The organism is Dictyobacter vulcani, assembly GCF_008974265.1.
GTDB classification, from domain to species: domain Bacteria; phylum Chloroflexota; class Ktedonobacteria; order Ktedonobacterales; family Ktedonobacteraceae; genus Dictyobacter; species Dictyobacter vulcani.
Genome location: NZ_BKZW01000001.1, coordinates 1,919,753 through 1,937,515, shown reverse-complemented (window position 1 = coordinate 1,937,515; position 17,763 = coordinate 1,919,753). Strand labels below are relative to the sequence as shown.

Here is a 17,763-nt window from a genome sequence, read left to right as displayed (position 1 = left end):
CTACTAAAAATAGCGCGTATTATTTTCCCTGGAAATTGGCTTTGCGTTTCTCGATAAAGGCTTGCATTCCTTCACGCATATCTTCAGTTGAGAAGAGCAGGAAGAAGTTTTTGCGCTCGATCTCTAATCCTTCTTGCAGGGATGTATCAAAGGCGGCCAGCACCGATTCCTTGGCCAATCGCGCTGCCACAGGTGCCTGGCTGGCGACTTTATTGGCCAGTTTGAGTGTCTCCGTGAGCAGTTCTGCCTGTGGAACAACATGGTTCACCAGGCCTAGCCCCTCCAACTCTTTCGCGCTGATAGTCGCTCCCGTCAGAACCATTTCCATGGTGCGATACTTGCCCAGGGTGCGCGCCAGCCGTTGTGTACCGCCAGCACCAGGAATCACACCCAACTGGATCTCTGGCTGACCAAAGCGAGCATTCTCGGATGCCATAATAATGTCGCAATGCATGGCTAATTCGCAGCCCCCACCCAGGGCGTAGCCGTTGATGGCCGCGATCATGGGTGTGTGAATCTTGCGGATGCGTTCCCAGGACTCAAAGCCTCCGATCATCATTTCGATCGGCGTTTTGTCGGCCATTTCCTTGATATCTGCACCTGCGGCGAAGGCTTTCTCACCGGCACCGGTGAGCACAATACAGCCAATCGCGTCATCGCGATCTAATTCCTCTAGAGCTGAGGCCAGTTCAGCGACCAGTTGAAAGTTCAGGGCATTCAGTTCCCGAGGGCGATTCAACGTGATAATGGCCACGCGCTCTTTGCGTTCAATGAGGATAGAGGTGTACTCTGCCATGTTGGTCAATCTCCTTATAGCTAAGGTTGCTTATCTTTTGTGTACCTGTGGCGGCATAGTAGATTAGCTTTTATCGTATATGCGTAGTATATCACTCTATCGCTGGTACAGGGACTTTACAATAATGTGCCGTTATTTGATAATAACCTGGTCTCAAACAAGAAAATTCATCGTATCAGGCTTTACTTCAGGCGGCCCGTTAGCTGGTGGGTTAGTAGAGGGAGATAATCTCCCTGCTACTAATTTGAGGCCATTTTCTGTAACAGGCTGGTAACGGTACGAATGCCATTGAAGAATTGTTGTAGCGAGTATTTCTCATTGGGTGCATGCAGATTATCATCTGGCAGACCAAAGCCCATGAGCAGAACCGGTACGTTGAGCACCTCATCGAAGAGGGCGGCAATTGGAACCGAACCACCTTCACGCAGGTGGACTGGTGCTGTACCGTAAACTTCGCTGAGCGCTTCAGAGGCTGCGCGCATTACCTGGGATTCCGGTGACACCAGCACACCTTCTCCACCGTGGAGGTTAGCGACTTCAACACGCACACCCGCCGGTGTCGCCTCTTTGACAGCTTGCTCGAATAGTGTAAAGACTTCTTTGGATTTTAGATCCGGTGGTAAGCGCAAGCTAATTTTGGCTTTGGCTACCGCTGGAATGACGGTCTTTGCTCCCTCACCAGTAAAGCCACCGACAATACCATGCACCTCAAGCGTGGGACGTGCACTGGCGCGCTCCAAAGGTGGATATTCCAACTCACCAGAGAGCTGACTGACGCCCATCTCTTTCAGATAAGCTTCATTCATGTGCAGTGGATCGCGGTGCCAGAACTCTTTTTCCTCATGGTCGGGTTTGCGCAGCTTATCATAGAGACCGGGAATATGGATATGTCCATCAGCATCTTTCAGGCGACTGATGATGATTGAGAGGGCATGCAATGGATTGGGGGCCACGCCTCCATAGGTGCCGGAGTGCAGATCCTGTTTGGCACCATGCACGGTTACCTCGGTATAGATAATGCCCCGCAGGCCCGTGATCAGGGCTGGTGTTTCTGGTGAAGGCATATGGGTATCGCAGATAAACGCGGCATCACAGCCCAGACGCTCTGGATATGTCTTGATATATTTCTCGATTGACTCGCCACCGGCTTCTTCTTCGCCTTCAATCAGGATTTTGACGTTGATTGGAAGGGTGCCATTGACCTGGAATAAGGTTTCCAGTGCTTTCAGGACCAGCATGACCTGTCCTTTGTCGTCAGCGGCCCCACGACTATAGATATTGCCATTGCGAATCGTTGGCTCGAACGGAGCATTCTCCCATAATTCGATCGGATCAACTGGCTGAACGTCATAATGACCATAGATCAACAATGTCGGCTTATCACCGGCCTCCAGCCACTCTCCATAGACGAGAGGATGTCCCTGGGTTTTAATCAGTTCTGCATGGCTAATGCCGAGGCGCTTTAATTGTTCAACTGCATACTCGGCAGCGCGCAACACATCACCTGTGTGTTCGGGCGATGTACTGATGCTGGGGATACGCAACCAGGCTTTAAGATCTTCCACAAACTGGCTTTGATGCTCAGTGATATAGGTTTCTATCTGGCTCATAACTCTCCTTCCAATCTACTGCATTTTGCGTTATGGTAACAGGGCAGGCAAGGATTGTCCAGAGTTTGAACGCTATCCAATCGGCTGTAGCAGGTTTATGTTGTGAGGATTTCGGGAGGAATGCAAAAGTCCCGTTTGGTATGAAGTAATGGTTCTGCGGCATGGCGACTGTGCTATAATGCCATGTGAACACTCGTTCTTATCCAAATTTGTAGGAAAACACCATCCGCCTGATTTGTGGAGTAGATAGATATGCCCATACGACAACTCGCACCCGATGTAGCTGCCAAAATTGCTGCGGGAGAAGTGGTAGAGCGGCCGGCCTCCGTTGTAAAAGAATTAATTGAAAATAGCATTGATGCTGGCGCGACCCAGATTCGCGTTGATTTGACCCATGGTGGCTTACAGCTGATTCGCATTACTGATAACGGCTGTGGTATCTCCGCTGAAGAGCTTCCTCTTGCTCTAACCCGCCACGCCACCAGTAAAGTAGCGAATATAGATGACCTGGAGCATATCCTTTCGCTGGGTTTCCGTGGTGAAGCGCTGGCCAGTATCTCTGCCGTAGCCGAGGTGGCGCTGGTGAGTCGTCCACGCGGCTCTGATCAGGGCTCCCAGATCAATGCGCAAAATGGCATCATTTCAGATGTGACTGCCGCGGCATCTCCCGAGGGCACGATGATTACGGTGCGTAATTTATTTAGCGCCGTGCCGGCTCGCCTCAAATTTATCAAGAGCCGCAATACTGAGGTAAGCCACTGCCATCACCTCTTAGAGCAATATGCCCTGGCGTATCCTGAGATCCGTTTCAACGTTTTTAGCGAGGGGCGGCAGATTTTCTCCACGCCTGGTGATGGCCAACTCAAAAGCGTGCTGGTAGAAGTATATGGTTTACAGATCGCGGAACAGATGGTCGCGGTACAAGGAGAAGAGAAGCCAGATGATCCCACCCATCCCATCGTGACAGGTTATACCAGTCGACCAACCGCCTATAAAAGTAACCGTCAGCATATCTCTTTCTTTGTGAATCGGCGCTGGGTGTTAAGTCGCATGTTGACCTCGGCAGTAGAGGGGGCATATCATTCCTTACTGTTGACTGGCCGCCATCCCATTGCGGTGATTAATATCCAGATTGATCCTTCTGTGTTGGATGTGAATGTACATCCCGCCAAGACTGAGATCCGCTTTTTGAAAGAGCGGCGCGTCTACGCGAATATCCTGCGCGGGGTCCGTAATGCCCTACTGGAAGAGCCTGAGATGCCACAGTGGGATCCCAAACAGGAGGCCAGTGCTCCGGTACGTTCGTTCGCTGCTCGTACGCTGAAACAAGAGCAGGAAGCGGTAGAGTCGTTAGGCAACCTTGATATAGATGAAGAGACTGGTGAGGTCTATACCTCTGGTGGAGGTCAGCAGCCCGCACCTGGCATGCCTGCGACCGCCGGACGTTCTATTCCTGCAGATAATCCCTGGTTAACTGTGACCGAAGAAGAAAATGGTACGCGACCACCGCTATTGGGACGCCTCTGGCAGAGCCATGTGCAGGCGCCAGAGCCGTCAAAGCGATCAAGTTCAGGTGTACTTAAAAACCAGCCATCACGCCCGTCTGTTCCTGCTGAGGAACAACCAGTAGCTGAGATTGCTACTGAGTCCGAGCCGACGGAAGTTGATGCTCCCCATGAGGCTATGTCTCCGATTGAGCAACTATGGTCTCAACGCAATACGGCTCGTAAAGAGGCCGCTCAGGCTTCTGAGCAGGCAGCCCCTCCTCCGGTTGCCGTACCCCAGCCACAACAGGTTGCGATGCTCCCTTCAACGGAAGCTGCGGTTGAGCCAGGGATTGATGTGGTGGATCCTAAGCTGGCCCGTCATTTTCCAAAGTTGCGCGTAGTGGGCCAGGTATCCCAGAGCTATATCGTCACCGAGGGTGAAGGTGGTATGTATCTGATTGATCAACATGCTGCCCATGAGCGCATTCTCCTGGAGCGTATGGTGGCCTCGCTGAAGACGCGTACACCGATCTCACAGCTTTTGTTGACTCCTCTGCAGCTTGAGCTGGCTCCCAATGAGTTGGAGGCCATTGAGGAACATCTGGCACAGCTGGAACAGATTGGTTTTAAGCTGGCGGCTGATAATGGTGATGGCACTTTAGAAGTGCGTGCGGTACCTGGTGTGCTGGTCAAACAAATGAATGCTCGCTCGCTACACGAATTGTTGATCGAAGTGACCTCGGCCGAAAGCCTGGGTGATACTGAAACCTGGGAAGAGCGTGCGCTGGCTAATGTGGCCTGTAAGGCTGCAATCAAGGCCAATTACTTTTTGACTGTCAGCGAGATGCGCGAAATGTTGGAGCAACTGGAACAGACGAAAGCGCCTTTTAGCTGCTGCCATGGCCGGCCGACTATGGTGCATTTTGGGATGAACGCGCTGGCCCGTGCGTTTGAGAGGCGTTAAGACATATGCTTGCTGATGTTTTAACATCGGCTGCCAGCTGGTTAGGTGAGCGTTCTATGCTCACCTATGTTGTGCCTGATGAGCTGGTAGCCGAGCTGCGCGTGGGACAACTGGTAGCGGTTCCCTATGGAGAACGGCTGGTTGAAGGGATTGTGTGGACGACCAGCCAGGATGAATGGGTCGAGCTGGAAGCCGGGCAGGAGTTGCGCCCAATTCATACGATCTTAGATTCTGATCCAGCTTTACAGGGTTACCAGATGGCGCTGGCGCAATGGATCGCTGACTACTATGTGACTCCCCTGGCTTATGTGGCACAGATGATGCTACCACCAGGCCTGATGCAACGCTCCCGGGCGGTTTTGCGTCTGGCGTCTAACGATGAAGAAGCGCTGGAAGCTGCTATGCAAGGTGGCTCTCTCCAACTGCGTGCCTTAATGGGACTCTTACTGGCGGAGGGCACGATTGACGTTGAGCGGCTGAAAGAGTTGCTTGGTCCTAAACGTGCTAAAGCGGTGCTTAAAGAGGCCCGTGAACTTGAGATTTTTTCACAGGATGCACAGCTTGATGCTCCACGCGCCAGAGCCAGAGTGAAACGTGTCGTGCGTCTGGTTGCTCAGGGTGAGGTCCTGGAAGAGTGGCGTCAGCGTACCGAGCAGGTAGCTCAGCATAACGCCCTCCCGGTGCCGGTCGCGGTGATTCCTGATCATGTGATGCAGCCCCGACGCGGCGGTAAAAAGAGCCAGAAAGCTGTCGAGAATCCCTGGGCTATTCCTGAAGCGGTTAGCGCTACCGCGACCCTGACGTTGAGTAAAACCGATAAAGAGAGCCTGCGAGCCCAGCACCAACTGGCTGCTGTCGACCTCCTGATTCATAATACCGACTCTCAGGCGCACTGGTCGCCGAATGCGTTGTGCAAAGCCAGTGGTATGACGCAGGCGCAATTACAGCAACTCTTGCGGGAACATATCCTGGAGATTGAGGATGCCGAGATACGCCGTGATCCGTTACTGGGGCGTGCCATGCAGGCATCAACGCCACTGCCATTGACGCCTGATCAACAGCATGCAGTAGATTGTATTGTTGGCAGTGAGTATGATCTTCGCCCGATCCTCCTGCATGGAGTCACTGGTAGCGGCAAGACCGAGGTCTATTTGCAAGCGCTGGCGACCATCATTGCCCAGGGTAAACAGGGCATTATCCTGGTGCCTGAGATTGCCCTGACTACGCAAGCAGTGCTGCGCGTCGCGGGCCGTTTTCCGGATCGCGTGGCGATTATCCATAGTGAATTAAGCATGGGTGAGCGCTACGATGAGTGGCGGCGCATTCGTTCAGGCCAGGTAGATGTCGTGATTGGCTCGCGCTCAGCGCTTTTTGCGCCTTTGCCCGAACTGGGTCTGATTATTATCGATGAGGAGCATGAGCCCGCGTATAAACAGTCTGAGCGCCGACCAACGTATCATGCCCGTGAGGTGGCGTTAATGCTGGGCAATATCTTGAATATACCAGTTGTGATGGGAAGTGCCACACCGGCGGTCGAATCGTTTTATTTTGCCGAGCAGGAACATTATCGGCTGGTGGAATTGCCCGGCCGTATTAATTCCTCACTACCCCCGGTTGAAGTCGTGGATCTACGCAGCGAACTGCACGCCGGCAATACCAGCATCATCAGCCGCCGACTCAAAGAAGAACTGACCAATGTACTGGAGAGAAAGCAGCAGGCAATCCTCTTTCTTAACCGTCGTGGGGCTGCGAGCTGTGTGCTCTGCCGGGATTGTGGCCATACCGTGATGTGTGAGCAGTGTGATATTCCAATGACCTATCACTCAACCGAGCATATTTTGTTGTGCCACTATTGTGGTTTGCAAAGCAAGGTCCTGCAATTTTGTCCGCAATGTAAGAGTTCAGGTATTCGCTATTTTGGCTTAGGAACCGAGAAGATTCAGGAGACGATTGAAAAGCTTTTTCCAGAGGCGCGTGTCTTACGCTGGGATCGAGATACGGCACGCAATCGGCGGGCTCATGAACAGTTGTTGGATCGTTTTGCCAGTCGGCAGGCTGATATCCTGATTGGAACACAGATGATCGCCAAAGGACTGGACTTGCCGGGTGTGACGCTGGTGGGGGTGGTCTCGGCGGATATTGCGCTTGGCTTGCCTGACTATTCTACGACTGAGCGCGCCTTTACTTTGTTGACACAGGTGGCGGGTCGTGCAGGCCGTGGGGCTGAAGCCGGACAGGTGATTATCCAGACCTTTAATCCGCAGCATTTTTGCGTTGAAACCGCTTCACACCATGATTACCATGAATTCTATGGCGTCGAAATTGCTTCACGTTATCGCTACCAGTATCCACCTTTTCGCCGCTTCGTGAAATTTACTTATAGTCATGAGAATCGGCAGCGCAGTCAGAACGAAGCTCTTTTATTATATGAGCGTTTACAGCAATGGATTCAGCGTTTGGGACTGTCCGATACCGATGTCGTAGGTCCTGCACCAGCCTTAATGGAACGTGTACGTGGTAAGTATCACTGGCAGATGATTGTACGTGGTCCTGATCTTCATCGCTTACTGCGGGTCTTAGAGGCACCCGACTGGCAGATCGACATTGATCCTGTGAGTACGCTCTAGCTTAGATTATTGGTCTGGATGGCTGTTTGTGTGGGTGTAACGTGCTGGAGAAAGTTTTTTAATGCAGGCATGACAATATTGGCATGGGTATAGAAAGCTGTATGGCTGGCATGGGGAATCGCCAGGAGCTGCGCATGTGGTACCTCGCTGATCAGTAACTCAGCGTCTGCAAACAATACCTCATCGTCGCTGGTGCCATGCACGATAAAGGTAGGAGCCTGGATATTGGCCAGAGGATAATGGGTAATTTTTTCAAATTGCAGCATATCATTGTCATAGCCACGTTTACGTTGTGGATAGAGTAACGCGGTCCGCACCAGGTCCGCGGCAACCGCGCCAGCGGGCTGGAGCCTGGCTAAGGGCAGCATAAAGTAGATAAAAGGATCAAAGGCCAGAATTTTGTTATACAGATGTCTGAAGACGCGCTTGGGCCTGGAGTATTGTTGCCAGATCTCTTGCTCTGAATAGTGTTGTGCGACCCCGCTGATCATGACCAGGCCGGTACAACGCTGAGGATGGCGTAACGCAAATTGGATTGCCGAAGGGCCGCCACCAGAAATACCCACGATGCTGACCTGCTCTATGTCGAGCTCATCCAGTAACGCGGCATACAGGTCCGCCTGTTCCTCTGGTGTGGGTGCAGTCTCCAGCGGCGTCCGTAGATAGCCGGGACGCGAAACTGCCAGATAGGTGTAATCAGGATTATTAAACAATCTGGCAAAGGCCTGCCCCATATCATAGCCGCCAGGCGAACCATGAGCGATTAACACCACTGGTCCTATGCCACTCAAACTATACTCAACCGGTCCTGATGTCGTCGTAATCAGAGCACTGCCGGCTGTCAGGCGCACTATTTCTTTACGCCGCCAGCTTTGATACGTGGTGGTAAAACTGACAAAGCTGGCCGCAAGCACCGCCCCGGCCAGAGTCCAGTATTTCCCTTTCATAGCTATCCCCTTTTTGCAATTCCCGAAAACATATCGTTATCTTTAACTTTACAGTACAAAGCTCAAGATTTTGTATGCTTTCCCTAAAAATTTCTAGATAACTGTTATTTTCCCATCAACAAAAATAAACGGGCGAGTGATCTCTGATCAATCACCTGAACCTGATACTACAATGTTTTTCCGGTAACAGCCTGACAAAGGGCATTAATCAAGTAGAGCCTATCAATACTTGTTTATGGTATGATGAATGAGACGCAAGGAGCTGTCTGTGCCTGTCAAAATGAGAGAACTGAAAGCTATATTGCGACACGCTGGTTTTAGTTGTAGAAGTGGGAAAGGTAGCCATACTGTATGGAGCCACCCAGATTTATCTCAATTCGACATTACCCTTTCTGGTCATGACGGAGAAGATGCAAAACCATACCAAATAAAGAAAGTACATAAAGCATTAGCTCAATTAGGAGAATAGCTATGATTCCTATTCACTATTCGGTTATTATTCAATGGAGTGATGAAGATCAAGCTTTCATTGCTGAAGTTCCTGAGCTTCCAGGATGTTCTACTCATGGCGATACTTATGAGGAAGTGATCAAGAATGCCCAGGAAGTCATAGAATTATGGCTAGTGAATGCCATGGCTACTGGTAAAGAAATTCCACCCCCGCGAGTTGCTGCATAGAACAAAAGCACATAGCCGTTCTCAGTTGCACTCGTGCGTAGCGCCTTGAGAAAGTCAGGAAAATAGCTATGTATCCTAATCCTAAACATTATTCAATGATTATCCATTGGGATAACAATGATCAGATCTATGTTGTTTCAGTACCAGAACTACCGGGATGCATGACGCATGGCCAAACATACGAAGTAGCGTTTTTTCGTCTAATGGTGTGTCAACGAGTTTTGCCTCGCCGTCAAGCATAACGATATCATCCCCATCGTTGACAGCTTCCAGCGCCAGGGTGACATGGGAGTTGTGCTGAATATTGCGAATTTTCTGATTGCCTGGCTGGCTCAAAATAATAATCTGATTGCCATCCCATAAGAACCAGACTGGAACAAGATGGGGGTTGCCATTGCTTTTGACGCTACCGAGCCAGATGATGAGCTCCTGGCGTAGTCGCTGATCAATATGGCTATCTTTTGTTTGCGTGAGATCTAACATGTTACCTGACTCCGTTTCTTCAATACACTCTTGAAAAACTATGGTGAATGCTGTAATGCAGCTATCTTCTATTGATAGAAAACAGTTGCATATCATTCTCTATTCCATCCTTCGATGCTAATTTTCGACCTCATGCATTGATGATAGAATATGTTCTATGGGAATATTTTATGGGCTTATGGCGGCTGTTTTCTGGGGTCTGGGCGATTTTCTGGCGCGTTATGCAACTCACCGTATCGGTACCTATCGTACACTCTGCTACCTGCAATGTGTTGGTATTGTTGGATTGACGATCTATTTGCTTGTTACTGGTGAACTACCACATGTATTTACGCATGCTAGCTGGCAACCATGGATCTGGGCACTGGTTGCGACATTATTAAATATCGCCAGCTCTCTGGCGCTTTATCGCGCCTTTCAGGTTGGTGCTATCTCATTGGTCTCACCGATTGCTGCCAGTTACGCGGTTGTAACCGTGATCCTGGCTTTTTTAAGCGGCGAGGTCTTAACAGGACTCCAAAATGTAGCGATTGTGTTTGTCTTGTTAGGAGTGATCTTTTGCTCAACTCCTTCCGTTCGGCAGCCTGGACGTTTCTTTTTTTCATTACCCTGGCGTGGCGCTTCCAGGCAAGGTATTCTGCTGGCCTTGCTGGCCTCGCTTGGCTATGGGCTGACCTTCTGGGTGCTGGGATTTTTTGTGACGCCTGGACTGGGTGGCATTACACCCGTCTGGTTTATTCGTGTTCTGACACCATGCGTATTGCTGGTGTGTTCTCCATTTGTGAAGCTCCCTTTAACCTTTCCCCGCGGCAGCGTCTGGTGGCTGCTACTGGGTACTGGTTTCTTTGATACCCTGGCCTATATCGCCTATACCAGTGGCATGCAGCCAGGTCAAATATCCCTGGTAACCATGCTCTCTTCCCTCTATAGCGCGGTGACGGTCTTACTGGCCTGGCTCTTCTTGCGTGAGCGATTGCAACGTACACAGTGGTTGGGCATTCTGGTGATCTTTGTTGGTATTGTGCTGGTAAATCTTTAAGAATCAGAAATCTCTGTCAGATCAGTTTTTTACTGCTGAACGCTGGTCTGACAGAGATTTCTGGTTCTGCTAGCCAGGGTTCAGGCTGAATAATAGTCGTCCTTTGGTGCAGCATCGATCTGGCTGGGACACAGCATGGCACGTGCCATCAGGCCGCTCATCTGGGCCAATCCATTCAGGACGGCGCGGCTTCCCCACCAGAGTAAGATGCCACAGGGAACAGCGATAAAGCTGCGCGCAAACATAATTGGATCGAAGATGCCGTCGTGACTTTCGGCAAACAGCATATAGCTATGGGTATGATAGCCAGCGGCATGGATGAGTCCATCAATATACGTGTTTAGCAGGTAGATGGCTGGTCCTGCCGTCAATGCCAGCGATACTATGGGTAAGGTGATGACCAGGACAAACGAGATGATACCCAGCGGAAATTTCAGCAGGACATAGACGATACTTTTCCAGGTGACGGAATCGCGCAGGCAGGTGCGGATCCAGCGTAGCAGTTTGCCTTTGCCTTCGATCTCGTGTTGTGCTGAGATATAAGGCATCGGAATATGCAGCAGGCTGGCAGCCATGTCGCGCTCAAACACGGCAATCCCCACGTAAACCAATCATGGTTAACAACAGGATGGGCAGGCCGATCCAGATGATGAGCGTGCTTGCTCCCACCGATAGACCAACGACCATCAATACAAAGTAGATGAGCCCCAATGGAAACGCTAAGAGCAGGTAAAGCATATTACCAAGTGTCTGTCTGGTTGATTGTTTGTGTTGATATTCCTGTTGCATGGGGAAAGCGGCCATTTTTTTACTCCTTAGACAGTATGCAATGGATGATTGCTTTTTTTGTGTTGTTCTCTTTGACATTCAAAGCATACCTGCTGATGTTCACAAGAATATGCCAGAAGTGTTACAGTTTTGTGTCGTCTCAAAATGGTTGCGCTGACCTCAGAATGGTAAGGTATATGTGCTCAAGGTGTGTACGACTGTATCTCAATAGCTTGTCAGAAAGTCTGAAAGATGTGATACTCTGTAGAGAGAATGTTCAACTCCTATTATGGATGAAAAGCGAAAAATATGGTATTTCAAGGATCTCTTTTTGGCTCAAATGATGCAGAGCCAGGCAACAAGAAAAATATAGCAACGTCGCAATCTGGGGCTGGCAGTGAGCCATTAGCGGCTCGGATGCGCCCCCAGACTCTGGACGAGATTGTCGGCCAGGAACATATTCTGGGGCCTGGTAAGCTGTTACGACGCCTGATTGAAAATGATAAAGTCTCCTCCATGATTCTATGGGGACCTCCAGGTAGCGGTAAAACGACGCTGGCCGAGGTGATTGCCCAGTTGACCCATGCCCATTTTTTTCGGCTTAATGCTGTGTCAGCAGGGGTTGCTGATCTGCGTAAAATCGCCGAAGAAGCCAAAAAATATCGCTTTTCGGGACAGCGGACCATCCTGTTTGTAGACGAGATTCATCGCTTTAATAAATCCCAGCAAGATGCGATTCTGCCGCACGTTGAACGCGGCGTGGTGATCCTGATCGGTGCCACCACCGAGAATCCTAGCTTTGAAGTCAATTCCGCTCTGTTATCGCGTTCCCGTGTATTTGTATTGCGGGCTTTGAATGAGGATCAACTGATTGGTTTGTTGCAGCGAGCTTTGCAGGATAGTGAGCGGGGACTGGGACGCTGGCGCGTCACGGTCGATGAGTCTGTCCTGCGCCAGATTGCGATCTTTGCGAATGGCGATGCCCGAACCGCTTTAAATGTACTGGAACTGGCGGTGCTGGGTAGTGGTGATCCGGAGGATACAGGTGAGCCAGTCGCGATTACGACTGAGATGATTGAAGACGCGATGCAGCATCGCGCCCTGCAATATGATAAAGGTGGCGATCAGCATTATGATATGATCTCCGCCCTGCATAAAGCTGTGCGCGGCTCTGATCCTGATGGGAGTCTATACTGGTTGATCCGCATGCTGGAAGCGGGCGAGGATCCGCTCTATCTGGCGCGACGTATTGTGCGCATGGCGGCTGAGGACATCGGCCTGGCAGATCCCCAGGCTTTGTCGGTCTGTGTGGCAGCGCAGCAGGGGGTCCATTTTGTTGGTATGCCCGAAGCCGGTGTGATCCTGGCCGAGGCGGTAGTCTATCTGGCGGCGGCTCCTAAGAGCAATGCGGTCTATAATGCCTACAATCAAATTCGCGCAGAGATTACCGGTGGCCAGATTGATCCGGTCCCACTCTGGATCCGTAATGCTCCAACTGGTCTGATGAAGAAGCTGGGCTATGGTAAAGAATATAAATATGCCCATGACTACTACAAAGACATGGAGATTGAAGATCCTGAGCGGCCTCCTTCCGGTAAGGTACAGGAATATCTTCCCGAGCGTTTAGCTGGCAGGCGCTTTTATGAGCCTGGCAAACAGGGTAAAGAAGCCAGTATTCGTAGCTGGCTTGAAAAACGCGATAATACTAAAGATGAATAGCAGGTGCTCAAGGAGCGGCATTCACGTTCAATGTGACGCAATGTGACACAGTACATAGCAAAAGAGCAGGTTTCCCAGCGTAACCTGCTCTTTTGCTATGTACTGTGATGTGAAGCGCACCATATAGTGCTTGTTTGTAGCGCTTAGCGATAGATCAAATAGCCCGCAATAGCCGCCATAACCAGGATCAGCAGGATATTGACGCGGCGACTGAAGACGAGGCCAAAGGCAATAGCACAGATCAACCAGCTGCGCCAGTCGGATCCAGAGCGGCTACTGATGGTCCAGAAGACGGTCAGGAAGGTTCCAATGACGGCCAGCGAGATGCCACGCATGAGTCCAGGTACCCAGGCTTGCTTTTCGATACGCCCATAGACGTTGGCGACCACCAGCACAAAAAAAGGTGGAATGGTCAGCGAAATCAAGGCTAGCAGCGCTCCCAGAAAGCCGTAGGTCAGATAGCCCAGGCAGATTACCCACAATCCATTTGGACCCGGGCTGATCTGCCCGATGGAGAGTGATTCGCCAAAGTCTGTTTCTTTGGCCCAGTGATTGGCGGTGAGGTCCTGGTGCAGGCTGGGAAGATTGCTGAAGCCGCCGGATGAGAAGACGGTAGCTTTTAAGAAGAGTATGAAGTAGGTAAATGGATCAATCATCTTACTGTGCCTCTGCTTTCTTTTTGCGCCACAGTGGGCGTGTGAAGCAGAGTACTCCCAGGAATGCGGTAACGCTCAGGGCGATAAAGACCGGTACTTGCAGGATGATGGCCAGCGTACAGAGGGCAATCAGTACCAGGCTGATGATGAGATTCAGCGGCCCTTCTTTGTAGGCACGCTGGAGTTGTGGTTGCGCAAAATTGATACCAACCATGAGCATAATACCTGCCGTAGCAGGTACAATGCCCTGTAGAATGGCCTGCACTGTATGTACACGTTCCACTTCTTTAAAACCGGCGGCCAGCAGGCAGGTGATAGTGGCACTGGGAAAAAGCAGTCCGAGCAGTGAGATAAAAATACCAGTTTTTCCGCCTAACTTCCTCCCAATCAGAATAGTTAATGCAACCAGGTTAACACCAGGGGCAAATAAGCAGAGGTTCCAATAGTGAGTATATTCTTCCATGGTCATCCATGGATGCTTCTCGACGAATTCGCGTTGAATGAGTAGACTGGTGGTCGCACCACCACCGAAGGATTGGAGGCCGATGCTGGTCCAGATGAGGAACAGTTGCCAGATACCAGGTTTACTGTCTGGTTGCGTTATCTGCATTTTTTGACGCCTTTGCTAGTGTGAAGGACATTGATAGTGCTGTCCTTTCTATTTTAATACATTCTTATTGATCTTCTGGCACGTAGCACTCTATCCGAGAGGATTCTGGCTATGCACGTAAGAGATTGGTTACTGTTTGCGGAGAAGCTAGAATTGATGGGGCTTCAGCGTTACAATGTTATAGAATAGAGTATGAGGAACGAACTATTATCCTGGTTTGCCCGGGAAGGCTTGTTACTAACCCACGTGCAGTCAGCGAGTGAAGATCCTGAGCACGATGAAATAAAAGTTTCTGTACGAGCACCATTACTGGCTTTAAGCCGTGCCAGTCACGATTTTCGCGAATGCCTTGATCCAGTTTTATTCGGTTATCCCGAAGAGTCATTAGATATGATGAATCTGGATGATATGAATCAGTTTGTGTTGACCTGGTTTGAACGGGCGGTTGAGGCTGGTATGGCGCGCTGCTTTGTGTGTAATCAGGTGCTGACGATGCGGGAAGAAGATCCACCGTGGGATGCCATTTTTGTGTCTCAGGACCTGTATTGCTGGCTGCTGGCACATTTTGACTGCAAGCGCTACCTGAATCGTGATCTGAAAGGGCGGCATCCTTTTGAGCTTGAAGCCCGGCCACCGGAATTTTTTGATTTGCGTCTGACATGAGAGGATTCAATGGATAAAAATCAAGTTACTAATTTGATGGAAGAAATCGCAGTGCTGCTGGCTTTGAAAGAGGGCAGTAATACCTTTGAGATTCGTGCCTATGAAAATGCGGCAAGGGCCCTGGGATCTCTGGAAGGTGATCTGGCCACATTGGTCCGTGAGGGGAAGTTAAAGGGCACGCCTGGCCTTGGACCTACGATTATCAAGCGGATCGAGGAGGCCTTTGAGACCGAGCATATCCAGTTCTATGATGAGCTTGTGGCTAATACCCCACAGGTCAAACTGGATATGAAGCGTATTCCGGGTGTAGGACCCAAGCGGATCAATACTATTTATCAGCAATTACATGTGAATAGTCTGGCGGAACTGGAACAAGCCTGTAAGGACGATCGCGTGGCCCATCTGCCAGGCTTTGGTAAAAAGACCCAGGAAAAGATCTTGCAGGGGCTGAGTTTTCTGAGCCAGCATGCGGATCGCTATCTATATGATGTAGCGGAAGCGGAGGCGGCACGAATGCGCGAAGCGCTGGCGGCCCAGCCCGGCGTGGTGCGTTTACAGGTGGCGGGTAGTTTGCGCCGCAGACGTGAAACGGTGAAAGATATTGATATGGTGCTGAGTGTTGATGATCATGCAAGCAGCGATGTGCGGCGTGCCATTATGGAGTTTTTCACCAGTCAGCCATCGGTAAAAGCGATTACCGGCCAGGGCGAGACCAAATCCAGTGTTATTTTAAGTAGCGGTATCGCCATGGATCTGCGCCTGGTGGGGGATAGCCAGTTTCCCTATACCTTGCATCACTTTACTGGCTCGCGTGAGCATCATATTCCACTACGACGCCGGGCTCAGAGTATGGGAATGACGATCAACGATTATGGCCTGTTTAAAGTTGAGGATGGTCAGGAGACGCTGATTCCTTGTAAGACTGAGGAGGACATCTATCAGGCCTTAAAGATGGATTATGTCGAGCCTGAATTGCGCGAGGATACAGGTGAGATTGACGCGGCAGCAAACCATAAGCTACCCAGACTGGTACAGGAGAGTGATCTAAAAGGTGTCTTGCACGCACACTCAACCTGGAGCGATGGTCAGAATACTATTCGTGAGATGGCCGAGGCCTGCATGGCCCGTGGCTATAGTTATCTGGGCCTCACCGACCACAGTCGCGCAGCATCCTATGCTGGTGGTTTGAATCCAGATGCTCTAAAGCGTCAGGCAGAAGAGATTGATCAGCTTAATCAGGAATTTGGTGATCGCTTTCATATCCTCAAAGGGACCGAGTGCGATATCCTGCGCGATGGTTCAATGGACTTTGATGATGAGGTGCTGGCCACTCTGGATTTTGTGGTCGCCTCTATCCATAGCAATTTTAACCTCTCGCAAGAAGAACAAACACAGCGCCTGCTACGAGCCATTGCCAATCCCTATGTCGATATTATCGGGCATTCGACCGGACGTATCTTGCTCGGTCGTCCAGGTTATCCCGTGGATATGGACCAGGTTATTGAAGCGGCCGCCGAACATGGAACGTGTATAGAAATTAATGCCCATCCATCGCGGCTAGATCTGGACTGGCGTTATCTACGCAAGGCCAGAGACAAAGGTATCAAGATACCCATTGATCCAGACGCCCACGCACTTGCAGGTATTGACGATATGCGCTATGGTATAGGGATCGCACGCAAAGGATGGTTACGCGCTCAAGATGTCCTCAATACGTTGGATTTTGAAGCGTTAATGGCCTTCTTCCACGTAAAAAGAAGTAAGAAGTAGTTCTCCCCTTTGAGTAGTCGATAAAGATACTTGCATCCTCTTTTTGGGATGATTGGTGAGAATTTGTCAGAAGTATGCGAAATTCTGTCCAGGGTTTACGTGGCAATCAGACTGATCGTTACGTAAGGTTTGGTCTTAAAGGACTCAGGCCGCACAGTTTGTGCGGCTGACTATTGAGGCCATGGACTGAATATAGAGTAAAATGGAAAGAGGAAGAAGTTAGTTATGGCAGATAAAACTATACTAGAAGCTACTCCACGAACTGTATTGGGTAAAGCAAATAAGCGTTTACGTAAGTCTGGCTTTATTCCGGCGAACGTTTATGGACACAAAGAAGCGCCAATGCCTATTCAGCTTGATGCAGTGGCCTTTGATCATCTGCGCCGTAAACATGGAGTTCGCAATATTCTTTCCTTGCAGTTACCCGATGGCCCCGCCCAGACCGTGCTGGTACGCCACATTCAGCATGATCCAGCTACTGGTGGTATTGTGCATGTGGACTTTAGCCGTGTCAGTATGCGCGAGCGCCTTGAGGTAAAAGTGCCTCTGCATTATGTTGGTGAGGCTCCTGGTGTGAAGATCGAGGGTGGCGTGCTGTTGCACCTGCTTGAGGCTCTGGCCGTCGAGTGTGCCGCATCTGATATTGTTGAGCATCTGGATGTAGATATTGCTCCGCTGACCGCTATTGATTCGGCCTTGCACGCAAAGGATGTGAAATTGCCAGCTCGCTATAAGCTGATAACAGATCCTGAAGAGCCGATTGCGAAGATTTCAGCACCCCGTGTTGAGCTTCCTGAGACTACAGCTGCTGAAGAGGCACCTGCAGCATCTGAAGAAGAGGCACCAGCAGAATCTAAAACAGAAACAAAAGAGTAATGGCGTAAGGCCAGCTATACAAAAGACAGGTAACCAGTCTGGTTGCCTGTCTTTTGTATAGCTGGCCCTT

The 17,763-nt window shown here is 50.4% G+C and carries 17 protein-coding genes; 9 read left to right on the top strand and 8 right to left on the bottom strand.

The window, feature by feature from the left end; translation table 11 throughout:
• Positions 1-19: 19 nt before the first annotated feature.
• Together KDW_RS08080 and KDW_RS08075 are read right to left on the bottom strand one after the other, a co-directional pair.
• Positions 20-796, bottom strand: a complete 777-nt coding sequence (locus KDW_RS08080) for an enoyl-CoA hydratase-related protein (RefSeq protein WP_151755495.1) — start codon at positions 794-796, stop codon at positions 20-22.
• 239 nt (positions 797-1,035) lie between these two features.
• Complete coding sequence (locus KDW_RS08075) at positions 1,036-2,406, bottom strand: dipeptidase (protein ID WP_151755494.1); 1,371 nt, start codon at positions 2,404-2,406, stop codon at positions 1,036-1,038.
• Positions 2,407-2,658: 252 nt separating this feature from the next.
• On the opposite strand from KDW_RS08075, the gene mutL reads away from it, so the two are divergent.
• Both mutL and priA read left to right on the top strand, forming a co-directional pair.
• Positions 2,659-4,857: a DNA mismatch repair endonuclease MutL gene (mutL, locus tag KDW_RS08070; RefSeq protein ID WP_151755493.1), complete on the top strand. Its 2,199-nt coding sequence runs from the start codon at positions 2,659-2,661 to the stop codon at positions 4,855-4,857.
• A gap of 5 nt (positions 4,858-4,862) precedes the next feature.
• Entirely contained in the window at positions 4,863-7,484 is a 2,622-nt protein-coding gene (gene priA, locus KDW_RS08065) for a primosomal protein N' (RefSeq protein WP_151755492.1), read from the top strand.
• Here priA and KDW_RS08060 read toward each other — a convergent pair.
• Positions 7,481-8,431, bottom strand: a complete 951-nt coding sequence (locus KDW_RS08060) for an alpha/beta fold hydrolase (protein WP_151755491.1) — start codon at positions 8,429-8,431, stop codon at positions 7,481-7,483. The genes priA and KDW_RS08060 overlap by 4 nt on opposite strands.
• Before the next feature lie 268 nt (positions 8,432-8,699).
• Here KDW_RS08060 and KDW_RS08055 point away from each other — a divergent pair, with 268 nt between their 5' ends.
• Entirely contained in the window at positions 8,700-8,900 is a 201-nt protein-coding gene (locus KDW_RS08055; RefSeq protein WP_151755490.1) for a type II toxin-antitoxin system HicA family toxin, read from the top strand.
• A gap of 2 nt (positions 8,901-8,902) precedes the next feature.
• Positions 8,903-9,109 (top strand): type II toxin-antitoxin system HicB family antitoxin, encoded by a 207-nt coding sequence (locus KDW_RS08050; protein WP_151755489.1) that lies wholly within the window; start codon positions 8,903-8,905, stop codon positions 9,107-9,109.
• A gap of 99 nt (positions 9,110-9,208) precedes the next feature.
• On the opposite strand, the gene KDW_RS08045 is transcribed toward KDW_RS08050, so the two are convergent.
• Entirely contained in the window at positions 9,209-9,592 is a 384-nt protein-coding gene (locus tag KDW_RS08045; protein ID WP_162005048.1) for a pyridoxamine 5'-phosphate oxidase family protein, read from the bottom strand.
• Between the two features lie 157 nt (positions 9,593-9,749).
• Here KDW_RS08045 and KDW_RS08040 point away from each other — a divergent pair, with 157 nt between their 5' ends.
• Entirely contained in the window at positions 9,750-10,631 is an 882-nt protein-coding gene (locus KDW_RS08040) for a DMT family transporter (RefSeq protein WP_151755487.1), read from the top strand.
• Positions 10,632-10,711: 80 nt separating this feature from the next.
• Here KDW_RS08040 and KDW_RS08035 read toward each other — a convergent pair whose 3' ends face one another.
• Both KDW_RS08035 and KDW_RS34860 read right to left on the bottom strand, forming a co-directional pair.
• On the bottom strand, positions 10,712-11,221 hold the full coding sequence (locus KDW_RS08035; RefSeq protein ID WP_151755486.1) for a sensor domain-containing protein: 510 nt from the start codon (positions 11,219-11,221) through the stop codon (positions 10,712-10,714).
• Positions 11,214-11,435, bottom strand: coding sequence for a sensor domain-containing protein (locus KDW_RS34860; protein ID WP_151755485.1), 222 nt, complete (start codon positions 11,433-11,435; stop codon positions 11,214-11,216). Before KDW_RS34860 ends, KDW_RS08035 begins: the two co-directional genes overlap by 8 nt.
• 381 nt (positions 11,436-11,816) lie before the next feature.
• Here KDW_RS34860 and KDW_RS08025 point away from each other — a divergent pair, with 381 nt between their 5' ends.
• Positions 11,817-13,118, top strand: a complete 1,302-nt coding sequence (locus tag KDW_RS08025) for a replication-associated recombination protein A (RefSeq protein ID WP_371876249.1) — start codon at positions 11,817-11,819, stop codon at positions 13,116-13,118.
• A 143-nt stretch (positions 13,119-13,261) separates the two neighbouring features.
• Here KDW_RS08025 and KDW_RS08020 read toward each other — a convergent pair whose 3' ends face one another.
• The gene (locus KDW_RS08020; protein WP_151755483.1) at positions 13,262-13,774 is read right to left on the bottom strand and encodes a chromate transporter; all 513 of its coding nucleotides are present in this window, start codon (positions 13,772-13,774) and stop codon (positions 13,262-13,264) included.
• Position 13,775: 1 nt separating this feature from the next.
• Positions 13,776-14,384: a chromate transporter gene (locus KDW_RS08015; protein WP_151755482.1), complete on the bottom strand. Its 609-nt coding sequence runs from the start codon at positions 14,382-14,384 to the stop codon at positions 13,776-13,778.
• 192 nt (positions 14,385-14,576) lie between these two features.
• On the opposite strand from KDW_RS08015, the gene KDW_RS08010 reads away from it, so the two are divergent.
• From KDW_RS08010 to KDW_RS08000, 3 genes are all read left to right on the top strand, one after another.
• Entirely contained in the window at positions 14,577-15,047 is a 471-nt protein-coding gene (locus tag KDW_RS08010) for a hypothetical protein (RefSeq protein WP_151755481.1), read from the top strand.
• A 9-nt stretch (positions 15,048-15,056) separates the two neighbouring features.
• Positions 15,057-16,817 carry a DNA polymerase/3'-5' exonuclease PolX gene (gene polX, locus KDW_RS08005; RefSeq protein WP_151755480.1) on the top strand — a complete coding sequence of 587 codons (1,761 nt, stop codon included), beginning with the start codon at positions 15,057-15,059 and terminating at the stop codon, positions 16,815-16,817.
• 225 nt (positions 16,818-17,042) lie between these two features.
• Positions 17,043-17,693, top strand: coding sequence for a 50S ribosomal protein L25 (locus KDW_RS08000; protein ID WP_151755479.1), 651 nt, complete (start codon positions 17,043-17,045; stop codon positions 17,691-17,693).
• Positions 17,694-17,763 lie beyond the last annotated feature (70 nt).

Bases quoted from the DNA above. Each gene is read 5' to 3' on its own strand.
- KDW_RS08080 (WP_151755495.1), bottom strand. From the start codon at position 796: ATGGCAGAGTACACCTCTATCCTCATTGAACGCAAAGAGCGCGTGGCC.
- KDW_RS08075 (WP_151755494.1), bottom strand. From the start codon at position 2,406: ATGAGCCAGATAGAAACCTATATCACTGAGCATCAAAGCCAGTTTGTG.
- mutL (WP_151755493.1), top strand. From the start codon at position 2,659: ATGCCCATACGACAACTCGCACCCGATGTAGCTGCCAAAATTGCTGCG.
- priA (WP_151755492.1), top strand. From the start codon at position 4,863: ATGCTTGCTGATGTTTTAACATCGGCTGCCAGCTGGTTAGGTGAGCGT.
- KDW_RS08060 (WP_151755491.1), bottom strand. From the start codon at position 8,431: ATGAAAGGGAAATACTGGACTCTGGCCGGGGCGGTGCTTGCGGCCAGC.
- KDW_RS08050 (WP_151755489.1), top strand. From the start codon at position 8,903: ATGATTCCTATTCACTATTCGGTTATTATTCAATGGAGTGATGAAGAT.
- KDW_RS08045 (WP_162005048.1), bottom strand. From the start codon at position 9,592: ATGTTAGATCTCACGCAAACAAAAGATAGCCATATTGATCAGCGACTA.
- KDW_RS08040 (WP_151755487.1), top strand. From the start codon at position 9,750: ATGGGAATATTTTATGGGCTTATGGCGGCTGTTTTCTGGGGTCTGGGC.
- KDW_RS34860 (WP_151755485.1), bottom strand. From the start codon at position 11,435: ATGGCCGCTTTCCCCATGCAACAGGAATATCAACACAAACAATCAACC.
- KDW_RS08025 (WP_371876249.1), top strand. From the start codon at position 11,817: ATGCGCCCCCAGACTCTGGACGAGATTGTCGGCCAGGAACATATTCTG.
- KDW_RS08020 (WP_151755483.1), bottom strand. From the start codon at position 13,774: ATGATTGATCCATTTACCTACTTCATACTCTTCTTAAAAGCTACCGTC.
- KDW_RS08015 (WP_151755482.1), bottom strand. From the start codon at position 14,384: ATGCAGATAACGCAACCAGACAGTAAACCTGGTATCTGGCAACTGTTC.
- KDW_RS08010 (WP_151755481.1), top strand. From the start codon at position 14,577: ATGAGGAACGAACTATTATCCTGGTTTGCCCGGGAAGGCTTGTTACTA.
- polX (WP_151755480.1), top strand. From the start codon at position 15,057: ATGGATAAAAATCAAGTTACTAATTTGATGGAAGAAATCGCAGTGCTG.
- KDW_RS08000 (WP_151755479.1), top strand. From the start codon at position 17,043: ATGGCAGATAAAACTATACTAGAAGCTACTCCACGAACTGTATTGGGT.